Annotated in this window: 12 protein-coding genes; 1 reads left to right on the top strand and 11 read right to left on the bottom strand. The window is 66.0% G+C overall.

The window, feature by feature from the left end:
- Positions 1 to 30: 30 nt before the first annotated feature.
- The gene (locus CAF92_RS01050; RefSeq protein ID WP_085598546.1) at positions 31 to 759 is read left to right on the top strand and encodes a thioredoxin family protein; all 729 of its coding nucleotides are present in this window, start codon (positions 31 to 33) and stop codon (positions 757 to 759) included.
- A gap of 120 nt (positions 760 to 879) precedes the next feature.
- Here the strand turns inward: CAF92_RS01050 and ureG are convergent, their stop codons facing one another.
- The 11 genes from ureG to CAF92_RS00995 all read right to left on the bottom strand — a co-directional run bounded on the left by ureG (position 880) and on the right by CAF92_RS00995 (position 11,923).
- Positions 880 to 1,503 carry an urease accessory protein UreG gene (ureG, locus tag CAF92_RS01045; protein ID WP_010953755.1) on the bottom strand — a complete coding sequence of 208 codons (624 nt, stop codon included), beginning with the start codon at positions 1,501 to 1,503 and terminating at the stop codon, positions 880 to 882.
- An 11-nt stretch (positions 1,504 to 1,514) separates the two neighbouring features.
- A complete protein-coding gene (locus CAF92_RS01040) occupies positions 1,515 to 2,189 on the bottom strand; it encodes an urease accessory protein UreF (RefSeq protein ID WP_085598544.1) in 675 nt (224 codons plus the stop codon).
- Positions 2,189 to 2,734, bottom strand: coding sequence for a HupE/UreJ family protein (locus CAF92_RS01035; RefSeq protein WP_025339423.1), 546 nt, complete (start codon positions 2,732 to 2,734; stop codon positions 2,189 to 2,191). The genes CAF92_RS01040 and CAF92_RS01035 overlap by 1 nt, the downstream gene beginning before the upstream one ends.
- A 17-nt stretch (positions 2,735 to 2,751) precedes the next feature.
- Entirely contained in the window at positions 2,752 to 3,267 is a 516-nt protein-coding gene (ureE, locus tag CAF92_RS01030) for an urease accessory protein UreE (RefSeq protein WP_085598542.1), read from the bottom strand.
- Positions 3,268 to 3,277: 10 nt separating this feature from the next.
- On the bottom strand, positions 3,278 to 4,981 hold the full coding sequence (gene ureC / locus CAF92_RS01025) for an urease subunit alpha (RefSeq protein WP_085598540.1): 1,704 nt from the start codon (positions 4,979 to 4,981) through the stop codon (positions 3,278 to 3,280).
- The gene (locus tag CAF92_RS01020; RefSeq protein WP_025339426.1) at positions 4,978 to 5,295 is read right to left on the bottom strand and encodes an urease subunit beta; all 318 of its coding nucleotides are present in this window, start codon (positions 5,293 to 5,295) and stop codon (positions 4,978 to 4,980) included. The genes ureC and CAF92_RS01020 overlap by 4 nt, the downstream gene beginning before the upstream one ends.
- 19 nt (positions 5,296 to 5,314) lie before the next feature.
- Positions 5,315 to 5,617 (bottom strand): urease subunit gamma, encoded by a 303-nt coding sequence (locus tag CAF92_RS01015; protein WP_003256923.1) that lies wholly within the window; start codon positions 5,615 to 5,617, stop codon positions 5,315 to 5,317.
- Between the two features lie 9 nt (positions 5,618 to 5,626).
- Positions 5,627 to 6,460, bottom strand: a complete 834-nt coding sequence (locus tag CAF92_RS01010; RefSeq protein WP_085598538.1) for an urease accessory protein UreD — start codon at positions 6,458 to 6,460, stop codon at positions 5,627 to 5,629.
- Positions 6,461 to 6,841: 381 nt separating this feature from the next.
- Positions 6,842 to 7,756 (bottom strand): tyrosine recombinase XerC, encoded by a 915-nt coding sequence (gene xerC / locus CAF92_RS01005; protein WP_015270152.1) that lies wholly within the window; start codon positions 7,754 to 7,756, stop codon positions 6,842 to 6,844.
- A gap of 259 nt (positions 7,757 to 8,015) precedes the next feature.
- Positions 8,016 to 10,277 carry an ATP-dependent DNA helicase gene (locus tag CAF92_RS01000; protein WP_085598536.1) on the bottom strand — a complete coding sequence of 754 codons (2,262 nt, stop codon included), beginning with the start codon at positions 10,275 to 10,277 and terminating at the stop codon, positions 8,016 to 8,018.
- Positions 10,274 to 11,923 carry a VRR-NUC domain-containing protein gene (locus CAF92_RS00995; RefSeq protein ID WP_085599005.1) on the bottom strand — a complete coding sequence of 550 codons (1,650 nt, stop codon included), beginning with the start codon at positions 11,921 to 11,923 and terminating at the stop codon, positions 10,274 to 10,276. The genes CAF92_RS01000 and CAF92_RS00995 overlap by 4 nt, the downstream gene beginning before the upstream one ends.
- Between the last annotated feature and the right edge of the window lie 34 nt (positions 11,924 to 11,957).

Genomic DNA, 11,957 nt, shown 5'->3' with positions numbered 1-11,957 from the left:
TGTGTGAATCCCCAATGTGGAGACAGCACCATGAGCACGAGCGAAAGCAGGCACCCGGTGGTTTCCCGCAGCCAGTGGCTGGCGGCCAGGCGGCAGCTGTGGCTGCACGAAAAGGCCTTCACCCACCACCGCGACGCGCTGGCAGCAGCCCGTCGCGCCCTGCCTTGGGTAAAGGTGGAGCACGACTATCGCTTCCAGGGGCCGGACGGCGAACCGAGCCTGGCTGACCTGTTCGCGGGCCGTAGCCAATTGCTGGTTTACCACTTCATGTTCGCCGAGGGCTGGAGCGAAGGTTGCCCCGGCTGCTCGTTCCTGGCCGACCACTTTGACGGCGCCAACTTGCACCTGGCGCATCACGACGTGTCGTTGGTGGCGGTGTCGCGGGCACCCTATGCCGAGTTCCAGGCCTTCCGCCGGCGCATGGGCTGGCAGTTCCCCTGGTATTCGTCACATAGCAGCGGGTTCAACGAGGACTTTGGCGTCAGCGTCGGCAGCGAGGGCCAGCGGCAGTACAACTATGAGCCATATGAGGGCGATGAAAGCGAGCTTCCCGGGCTGAGTGCGTTCTACCGCGAGCCCGATGGCAGCGTGTACCACACCTACTCAACCTATGCCCGCGGGCTGGACATCCTGGTCAATACCTACAACTTTCTCGATATTGCGCCACTGGGGCGCAACGAGGGGGGGACCATGGATTGGGTGCGGCACCATGACCGTTATGAAGGGCAGCCGGATAAACCTCACTGCTGCCACAAATAACGTGAGGCAACACATATCCCTTGTGGGAGCGGGCATGCCCGCGAACACCGGCAAAGCCGGTGCCAGGCACCGCGTCGCCTGTTTCGCGGGCGCGCCCGCTCCCACTGGGGCCGCGATATGTCAGCCACGCACACCCAGCATCCCGCGCTCGACGATGAAGTCGATCACCGCCTGCAGCCCCTCGCCCTTCTTCAGGTTGCTGAAGGTCCAGGGCCGCTGCGGGCGCATGCGCTGGGTATCGCGCTCCATCACTTCCAGCGAAGCCCCCACGTAAGGCGCCAGGTCGGTCTTGTTGATCACCAGGAAATCCGACTTGGTAATCCCCGGCCCACCCTTGCGCGGGATCTTCTCGCCTTCAGCCACGTCGATCACGTAGATGGTCAGGTCGGCCAGCTCCGGGCTGAAAGTCGCACTCAGGTTATCACCGCCGCTTTCGACGAAGATCACCTCGAGGTTGCCAAACTTGCGCGCCAGGGCTTCGACCGCCGCCAAATTCATCGAGGCGTCTTCACGTATCGCCGTGTGCGGACAGCCGCCGGTCTCCACGCCGACGATGCGCTCCGGCTCAAGGGCCCCGGCTTCGGTGAGGATGCGCTGGTCCTCCTTGGTGTAGATATCGTTGGTGACCACTGCGATCTGGTAGTGGTCGCGCATGGCCTTGCACAAGGCTTCGAGCAGCGCCGTCTTGCCGGAGCCGACCGGGCCGCCGACACCGACGCGCAGGGGTTGTTGATAGCTTTGCATGCAGGCAGTCCTCAGGAACGGAACAAACGGGTGTATTGGGTTTCGTGACGCGATGAGGCAATGGCCAGCAACGGCAGGCCGCCACCAAGCTGGTCATCGCCCAGGGCCAGTGCCCGGTCGAGGGCCGCGGGCAGCTCTGCTCCCAGGTCGCGCAGCAAGGTCTGGGCAGCCTGCTGGCCGAACGGCACCAGCTTGACCCCAGCCATTACCGCGCCCTCCAGCCAGGCAAAGCCATGGCCCAGGGCCAACTGGCGCAGTGGGATAGCCCAGTGCGCAGCCAGCCAGGCCATACCGCCCAGCTGGGTGAGTTCGAGGCTGGCTCGCCAGGCCGGCGCCTGGCCCAGTTGCCAGCCGTCCAGCAGCCGTGCCAACGCCGCGCCGCGCTGCTGTTCTTCCAGGCGCAGCTCGGCCGTTTCGCGGTTGGCCAGCAGAAAGCGGCTCCAATGGCCGAAGGCCTTGGTGTCCTCGGCCTGGTAGGCGTGGTACAGGCGCGCCAGCACCGGCCAGTCGAGGCAGGCCAGGGTGTCGTCGATCTGTTCGCGCTGCCAGGCAGCGAAACCATCCACGTCCCGTACCCAGCCCGCCTCGACCGCCCACTCCAGGCCTTGCGAGTAGGTAAAACCACCCACCGGCAAGCCAGGGCTGGCCAGCTGCAGCAGGCGCAACAGCGCCAGGTCGCTGTCCATCAACCGGCCAGGACCAGCGCGGCGCCGGCCAGCAGGCCACCGCCAAAGGCCTTCTGCAGGCCGCTGTGCCTGCGCAACAGGCAACCGACCGCGAAACCGGCCGCCAGCAACAGGCCGCTGACCGTGACGAAGCCGGCGCTGAACTGCCAGAACGCGCTTGGCGTGGCTTCCACGCCATGGGCCCAGCCATGGAACAGGGCGAACACCGGCATGGCCATGGCCAGCAGCAGTTGGCGGCTGGGCAGCAGCACTGCACCGGCAGCCACCAACAGCGACACGGCAATCAGGGTTTCCATGCCCAGTACATCGCCGAACAGGTGGCCGCACACCGCGCCGCCGAACATCGCCGCCAAGGTTGCCAGGGGTAGCGTCAGGCTGCGCCGGGTCAAAGCGGCGAGTACACCGGTGCCCAGCAGCATCAGCAGGTGGTCAAGACCAGTCAGTGGGTGCAGCAGGCCGTCCTGCAGCGGGTTGGCGTCGTGCCCGGGGTGGGCAAAGGCAGGCAGAGCCAGCATCAGCAGAAACAGGGCGAAAGTCTTTTTCATCGGTTGCTCCAGGCAGTTCAGGAATGGGCAGGCAGGCGCACGAACGGGTGATCGTGGCCGTGGGCGTGGCTATGGCTATGGCTGTGGCTATGGCTGTGCGGTGCACTTTGGTAGGCGCCCGCTTCAGGCTCGAACGGCGCCTGTTCGGCCTCTACCGTCAGGCCCAGGCCACGCAACATGTCGTCCAGCACGTGGTCGTGCTGGAAACGCAACAGGCCGGGTTCGATCTGCAGCGGTACATGGCGGTTGCCCAGGTGATAGGCCGCGCGGGCCAGCAGGAGCGGGTCGGCGCAGCGCACCGTGGACACCGCCTCGGGCGCCGCCAGCACACGGATCAGCTGAGTACCCTCGGCATCGGCCAGCAGTTCGCCCCCGCGCAGCAGGTGGCCGCGCTCGAGCATCAGCCCGGCTTCGCGACCATCATCCAGGGTCACCCGCAGGCGGCTCTTGATGCGGCTGTCCACGTCCAGGGTAACGCTGCCGGTTTCGCCCAGCTTGCCGGGTTCGGTGATACGGCGGGTCAAGACAATCATCGGGGCTCCTTCAGAACAGGAAGTAACGCTGGGCCAGCGGCAGTTCGCGGGCCGGTTCGCAGACCAGCAGTTCGCCGTCGGCACGCACCTGGTAGGTCTGCGCATCGACCTCGATCAGCGGCTGCAAGGTGTTGTGGACCATGTCGGGCTTGCGCACCCTGCGGCAGCCGTGGGCCACGCCGATCAGGCTGCGCAGGTTCAACTCCTCGGCCAGGCCACGGTCCATCGCTGCCTGGGGCAGGAAGGTCATGCGCGTGGCATGCCGCGCCGCGCCCAGGGCGCCGAACATCGGGCGGTAGTGCACCGGTTGCGGCGTGGGGATGGAACCGTTGATGTCGCCCATCGGCGCGGTGACAATCATTCCGCCCTTGATCACCAGGGCCGGCTTGACCGCAAAGAACGCCGGCGCCCACAGCACCAGGTCGGCCAGCTTGCCGACCTCCACCGAGCCCACTTCGTGGCCGATGCCGTGGGTCAGTGCCGGGTTGATGGTGTACTTGGCGATGTAGCGCTTGACCCGGAAGTTGTCGCTGTAGCTGGTGTCCGGCGCCAGTGGCCCGCGGCGCAGCTTCATCTGGTGGGCCACCTGCCAGGTGCGCAGCACCACCTCGCCAACCCGGCCCATGGCCTGGGAGTCGGACGAGGTCATGGCAAAGGCGCCCATGTCGTGGAGGATGTCCTCGGCGGCGATGGTTTCGCGGCGGATGCGCGACTCGGCAAAGGCCACGTCTTCGGCGATGCTCGGGTCCAGGTGGTGGCAGACCATGAGCATGTCCAGGTGCTCGTCCACGGTGTTGATCGTGTACGGCAGGGTCGGGTTGGTCGAGGACGGCAACACGTTGGCCTGCCCCGCCGCGCGGATGATGTCCGGGGCGTGGCCGCCACCAGCACCTTCGGTGTGGAAGGTGTGGATGGTGCGGTCGCCGATGGCCGCCAGGGTGTCTTCGATGCAGCCGGATTCATTGAGGGTGTCGGTGTGGATCGCCACCTGGATGTCCATTTCCTCGGCCACGCCCAGGCAGCAGTCGATGGCTGCTGGCGTCGAACCCCAGTCTTCGTGCAATTTGAGCCCCACGGCGCCGGCCGCGATCTGCTCGCGCAGCGCTTCCGGCCGCGAGGCGTTGCCCTTGCCCAGCAAGCCGATGTTGATCGGCAGGCTGTCGGCGGCCTGGAGCATGCGCGCCAGGTACCAGGGGCCGGGTGTGCAGGTGGTGGCGTTGGTGCCGGTGGCCGGCCCGGTGCCGCCGCCGATGAAGGTGGTGACACCGCTGGTCAGCGCCTCGTCCACCTGCTGCGGGCAGATGAAGTGGATGTGCGAGTCGACGCCGCCGGCGGTGACGATCTTGCCCTCGGCCGCGATCACCTCGGTGCCGGGGCCCACGGGCACGTTCACGCCCGGTTGCACATCGGGGTTGCCAGCCTTGCCGATCACCGCGATACGCCCGTGCTTGACGCCGATATCGGCCTTGACGATGCCCCAGTGGTCGATGATCAGGGCATTGGTGAGTACCAGGTCCATGGCATCGGCGGCCAGCATCTGGCCCTGCCCCATGCCATCGCGGATGACCTTGCCGCCACCGAACTTTACCTCTTCGCCATAGATGGTGAAGTCGCGCTCCACCTCGACCCATAGCGCGGTGTCGGCCAGGCGTACGCGGTCACCTACCGTGGGGCCGAACATGTCGGCATAGGCCTGGCGGGAAATGCGGCTCATGCCCTGCCCTCCAGCGCGCCCATCACCTTGCCCTGGAAGCCATGGACCTCGCGCTTGCCGGCGTAGGCCACCAGCTGCACGGTACGCGCCTGGCCGGGCTCGAAACGCACGGCGGTACCGGCGGGTATGTCCAGGCGAAAGCCCAGGGTCGGCGCGCGCTCGAACACCAGCGCCTCGTTGACTTCGTAGAAGTGGTAGTGCGAGCCGACCTGCACCGGGCGGTCGCCATGGTTGGCCACGCTGACGCTGACCGTCGCACGGCCGCTGTTCAGCTCGATGTCGCCGGCGGCGACCTGGATTTCACCTGGGATCATGCGGGGCTCCTGGGCAGTTTCAGACGATGGGGTCATGCACGGTCACCAGCTTGGTCCCATCCGGGAAGGTCGCTTCGACCTGCACGTCGTGGAGCATTTCGGCAATGCCAGGCATTACCTGCTCGCGGCTCAATACTTCACGCCCCAGGCTCATCAGCTCGGCGACGGTGCGGCCATCACGGGCGCCTTCGAGCACGGCGGCACTGATCAGCGCTACCGCTTCCGGGTAGTTGAGCTTCAGTCCACGGGCCAGGCGCCGCTCCGCCAGCAACGCGGCGGTGAACAGCAGCAGTTTGTCTTTCTCTCTCGGGGTCAGCTCCATGGCGCTCTCTCAGGTGGCCCAGATACGCGGCGGGCAGGCCGGCAGGCCGAGGACGGCCGGGCGCAGCACATGCCACAGGCGTTGCAGGGTGCGTTGCAGGTGTTGGTTGTCATGGTCAAGCACGCGGATCACCAGTAAGGACCCAACCAGGGTCGCGCCGGCCGGGTTGACCATCTCGTCGAGCAGCGGGCGCACCAGATCCAGCACGGCCTGGTCGGCGGGTGCGGCGCAAAAGGTGGCCAGCAGCGGATGCCCGCCAAGCTTGTCCAGGCGCCCGCCTTCGACGCGCAGGCGCTCGTGCAGGCCCACTTCGTCGGGCAGTTCTATATGCAGGCGGCTGTCGAGGGCACCGTGGTCGAAACGCTCGTTCATCACCGGGCGCCCCAGGCACAGGGTTTCCCAGGCCAGCAGGCGTGCCCCCGGCTCGAGGGTGAAACGGCTGTCGAGGCTGGCGCGGGCGCCGGAAAAGAAGATGCTGTCCTGCGGCAGCCACTCCAGGGTGCTGCCGGCGGCCAGGTGAAAGCGCTGGGCCAGCCGCGCGGTCGGGCCGATGCTGCGGTAGAACTTGCTGGCGCCGGGCATGGTCAGCAGCGCGTGGCTGCCCGGCTCGAGCTGGATATTCAGCTCCAGGCGGTCGCCGGCCACAATCCCACCGGGCGGGTGCAGCACGTAGACATGGCACGGTGCACCTTCCGGATAGAACGGCCGCTGCACCAAAAGAGGTCCAAAATGCCGCCACGCACCAAGGCGGGTCACTTCGTCGCGCCTGACGAAGCGCAACTGCAGGTGAGCACTCCAGCCCGCATCGTCTTGTTGTTGTTCGATCTGCTCCGCGAGCGACATCCTGCGGCCCCTGAAATCCGTGGCCTGCTGGCCGTTTAGAGAGGCAGGCACGCATGACTACGGCATGCGTGGCCTGACCACTCGATCAAATTCGCAGGCTGGATATAGCAGGTTGCGGGCCAACTCCGCAGGTGAACGAAGATGAAACTTTTCCCACAGCCGCTCTGGCATCGGGCATACGGGGAGATGGCGCACAAAGTGGGGGCGCACTCAGGCCCTGTTTAGGTGCTGGGCTGAGAGAATGCTGGGGCCGCTACGCGGCCCATCGCCGGCAAGCCAGCTCCCACAGGGATCGCGCATGGCTTGAGGTCAGCGCGGTCGGGGTGGGAGCAACTGGCTTGCCGGCGATGAGCTGCACAGCAGCCCCAAGTGTGACGAAACTCAGTAATCGAAGCGGTCCACCGCACGCCGACGTTCATTGTCGTCACGCCGGTCATAGATGGCCGTGGTCTGGATATTGGCGTGATGCGCCAGCTTCTGCGCAATGGACAGGTCGTGCTCTTCGATCACCCGGGTGATGAACGCCCGGCGGAAGTCGTGCGGCATGATTTTCACACCCACCTGCGCACCACGCTGGCGGGCAATGTAGTAAATGGCATGCTTGGTGATACGCGCCCGGGTGATATGACTGCCACGGCGGATGCGGTTGAACAGGAACGGGTCGTCTTCGGCCCCTGCCGGCAAGTCCTGGCGGCGCAGGTCCAGCCACGCCTGCAACTTCTCGAACGCCCATGGCGGGGCGTACTTGATCAGTTGGCGGTTGCCCTTGCCCAGCACCTGCAGGCTGCGCGCCTCGAAGTCGACCTGGTCCAGGTCGATGTCCACCGATTCAGACTTGCGCATACCGGTGCCGTACAGCAAGGCGATGATCGCCGCGTCACGCACACCCTGCGGCCGTGGGTCGGCCGCGCACACATCCATCAGCTCGCGAATCAGGCTGCGGCGCAGGTTGCGCCCCGGCGGCAGGCGGCTGCCGGTGGCCGGCTTGACCTCGCGAATGCGCAGCAACTGCTCGTGATCGATCAGGCCCTGGCGCCATGCTTCGTTCATCACACCGCGGATGGCGTTGACGTACAGAGAGGAGCTGTTGGGTGCGTAACCGTCGGCACGCAGCGCCGCCACCAGAGCGATCACATGGCCGGGCTCGAGCCGATGCCAGGGCACATCGACGATATTGCAGTCGACAAAACCCAGCCGGTCGGCAGCGTCCTGAAGGATGTAGCGCATGGTTTGCTGGCTGGATGGGGCCAGGCGGGCCATGTACTGCAGCAGCGGGTTTTTCGAGAGATCGGACAAAACGTGAATCCTGTAGCGAAGCGTTGGCCAGCAGCGAACCGGGCCAACCATGAAGCAAGTCAATACGACATACCAGCAGGTCCAATAACAGCAGAAAACGCATGTCATTCGGACCCGGAGAGGTGCCATCACCTTGATATACAAAGGGTACGGAGCTGGCACGGATCGTGATCTTACCCCAATTGAGCCTACTGAACGAACGAAGGCTAGCCTTGATGCCTGGATTGGGGCCGCTTTGCGGCCCATCGCCGGGGCCGCGTTAACCTCCCGGCGCCGGCCACCACCCCGGGAACATCTGCTGCACCCGGGGCTCGGCGAAGCGCTCGTCGATCAAGACCAGAACGCCACGGTCCTGGTCGCCCCGGATGACCCGCCCTGCTGCCTGAATGACCTTGCGCACGCCCGGGTAGAGATAGGCGTAATCGAACCCCGCACCAAACTGCCGCCCCAGACGCTGCTTGAACTGCTCGTTGACCGGGTTGACCTGGGGTAGCCCAAGGGTGGCGACAAACGCGCCGATCAGCCGCGTGCCCGGCAAGTCCACCCCCTCCCCGAATGCACCACCCAGCACCGCAAAGCCCACCCCGCGGCCATCCGCCACAAAACGGTCGAGAAAGCCCTGGCGAGCTGCTTCGTCCATGGCCGGTTGCTGGGACCACATGGGAATCTGCGGATGCCGTTCGGCCAGCAGCCCGGCCACCTGTTGCAGGTACTCGAAACTGCTGAAGAACGCCAGGTAATTGCCCGGCATACGCTCATACTGCCGGGCAATCAGCTCGACGATCGGCGCCAGCGAAGCCTGGCGTTGCTGGTAACGGGTGGATACCTGGCTGGCGATGCGCACTTCCAGCTGTTCGGCGCGAAACGGCGCGGCCACTTCCAGCCAGGCGGTATCGGCCGGCATGCCCAGCAGGTCGCTGTAGAAATGCCGTGGGCTCAGGGTGGCGGAAAACAGCGTCACGCTGCGCGCGGCCTGCATGCGTGGGCCCAACAGGCGCGCCGGAGTGATATTGCGCAGGCACAGGGTGGCCAGCCGCCGCTTGCGTGGCCCCTGGCGCTGGCTGATGTCGAACAGGAAGTGCTCGTCGAACAGCTCGGCAACCCGGCTGAACTGCAACGCCTGGTAGAGGAACTGCAGCACCTGCGGGTCCATTTGCGCAGGCGCCTGGTTCATCTGTTCCTGGATCAGCCCGATGCATTGCTGCAGGGCACGCAGCAAAGCCTCTGGGAGCGACTCGCTGGCCTGGTACGGCGCACGCTGCTCCTTGTAGAGAGCGTTCCACTGCCGGTTCAAACGGTCCAGCGCACTGACCAGCCCGTGTGGTTTGCTCTGGCGCAGGGCCAGCAACTGGCCCTGGTCCAGGCTGGCGCTGTACATGCCGCGCCCGCGCTCGACCAGGTTGTGTGCCTCGTCCACCAGCACCGCGACCCGCCACTGGTTGGCCTGGGTCAGGCCGTACAACAAGGCGTGGGCATCGAAGTAGTAGTTGTAGTCCGCCACCAGCACGTCTACCCAACGCGCCATCTCCTGGCCCAGGTAATACGGGCACACCTGGTGCGCCAGGGCCACTTCGCGCAGCTGGGCGCGGTCGAGCATGGGCAACGCTGCCGCCGCCGCGCGTGCGGCCGGCAGGCGGTCGTAGAAGCCCGTAGCCAACGGGCAGGATTCACCATGGCAGGCCTTGTCGGGGTGCTCGCAGGCTTTGTCGCGGGCGATCAGCTCCAGCGTGCGCAAGGCCGGCTGCGGCGTGGCGTCGGTGATCTGGCGCATGGCATCCAGGGCCAGGGCCCGGCCCGGAGTCTTGGCGGTGAGAAAGAACAGCTTGTCGAGCTGCTGCGGCACCATGGCCTTGAGCAGGGGGAACAAGGTACCGAGGGTCTTGCCAATTCCGGTGCTGGCCTGGGCCATCAGGCAACGGCCGGTGCTCACCGCCTTGTACAGAGTTTCTGCCAGTTGTCGCTGGCCCTGGCGGAACACCGGATAGGGGAAGCCCAGTGCTTGCAGGCCCTGGTTACGCTCGGCCAGGCGCTGCTCCTGCGCTTGTGCCCAAGCCAGAAAGCGTTGGCACTGGGTTTCGAAGAACACCTGCAGTTCGGCAGCCGTGCAGTGTTCACTGATCAGCGTCTGGCCATCGCTGTCCACGTCCAGGTAAACCAGCGCCACCTCGATGGCCGGCAGTTGCCGTGCCTGGCACATCAACCAGCCGTAGACCTTGGCCTGCGCCCAGTGCAACTGGCGGTGGTTGGCCGGCTGGCGCGACAGGTCGCCACGGTGGGTCTTGATTTCTTCCAGGCGGTTGCAGGCGGGGTCGTAACCGTCGGCGCGGCCACGCACTTTCAGGGTTTCGAACTGGCCTTCGAGGGCAATTTCCGACTCGTAGCCCGCAGCACGTCGCGCCACCACTCGCCGATGCCCCTCGATCCCCTCCTGGGCGGTAGGTGATGGCGTGAAACGCAGGTCCAGGTCGCCGACCTTGGCGCTGAATTCGCACAAGGCGCGTACCGCCACGCTGTAGCTCAAGGCGTTTCGCTCCAGCGCACATGGCACACTGCGACAGGCAGGCCGTGGGCCCGGCAGAACTCCAGCCAGCGCAGCTGGTTGTCCTGCAGGCGGTCACCGGGCCCCTTGACCTCGACCATGCGGTAGCGACCCTGTTCGGGCCAGAACTGGATCAGGTCGGGCATGCCGGCGCGGTTGTTGCGGATGTCCTGCAGCAGGCGCAGGAAGCACTGTTTCAAATGGGCCGCCGGCAGGCAGGCCAGGGCTTGCTCAAGCAATGCTTCACTGAGCACAGACCAGAACACGAATGGCGACTGCAGGCCTTGCTTGGCGGTGTAGCAGTCGAGAATCGCCCGGTGATGGCTGCCATCGTCGAGCCGCCCCAGGCACCGTTCGAACAGAGCACTGCGGCGTTGCTGGAAGTCGCCGTCGTGCAGGTCCTGCGGGGCGGCCTGGAAGGGGTTGAAGAACGCGCCAGGCACCGGGGCGAAGATCGCCTCCCAGCACAGCAGGCCGAACAGGCTGTTGAACAGGGTGTTCTCCACGTAATGCACCGGCCCGTCGGCTTCGGCCAAGTGCTGGCGTACCGCCTCCTCCACACCCAGCGCTGCCCGTTCCCGAGGCAGTTCCAGCTCGATCAGCTCCAGGGGAGCGACACGCTGACGCCGCTGTGGCGGGCCACCGAGCTTGCGTGCCAGGCGTGGCAACATGCGTTCCAGCGCCTGCACTTCCAGGGCGTTGGCCGGTGCCGCAGCCAGTTGCAGCGCCAGCGCATGGGCCTGGGGCCACTGCTCGCTGCGCTCCAGCACCCGCACCTGGCGGATGCGCGCCTGGGCATGACTGCATTGCGTGTACACAGCCATGGCCTGCGCCCAGTCGCCCAGGCGCTCGCATTGCTGGCCCAGGGCGAATTGCAGGCGCGCATGGCGCCGGGCCAACCATGGGTTGTCGCTGTGCAGGCCCTGCATGGCTGCCAGGATCGACAGCGGGTCGTCGCCCTGCTCCAGACGCTCGGCGCACTGGTGCAAGGCCATGGCCAGGTCGACTTCGGCGCGTTGTTGCAGGGCACGCGAATCGGTGCTGAACGGCACCTGTTCGTAGCGCAACAAGCCGAGGTCGGCGAGGACGAAGTCCGACCAGTCCTGGTACAGGTTGCCGAAGAACAGCAGGCGCATGCGGTCGCACAAGGGTTGCAGGCACCACTGGAGGATGCGCACGCCGCTGTCCGGAAACCACTCGGCCAATGACCGGGCTTGCAGGCCCAAGGGTTGCAGCTGTGCAAGCAGATCATGCTTGGCGGCGCGGGGGCGGCTCAGCTGTGGGGCAAAACAACGGGCGAATTCGTCCTTGCGCAGCAGGGCGAACAGCTGCTCCAGTTCCAGTTGCGCGGGCTCCCGTACCCAGCCGAGGGCCAGCAACGGTTGCAGGGCCTGCCCGGTATCGCCGATTTCGGCATAGTCGAGGCGGTCGCTGCGAAACAGCTCGCCTTTGCGCATGACCATGCGCACCATCAGGGCCTGCGCCGGGGCGTCCAGTTGGCCGAAGGTGCGGATGAAAGCCAGCTCCTGATCGTCGAGCAGGTCTTCGTAGCGCTGTTCGACCCACAGCAGCACCTGGCGGAAATTGTGCAGGTAGTAGAACGGGTCGTCGACGGAATGGGCGATCACGGGCTGGGGGTCAGGCGGCTGAAATGGGTACTGG

It is taken from the genome of Pseudomonas sp. B10(2017), assembly GCF_002113295.1.
GTDB lineage: Bacteria > Pseudomonadota > Gammaproteobacteria > Pseudomonadales > Pseudomonadaceae > Aquipseudomonas > Aquipseudomonas pudica.
This window is presented reverse-complemented; position numbering and strand designations above follow the sequence as displayed.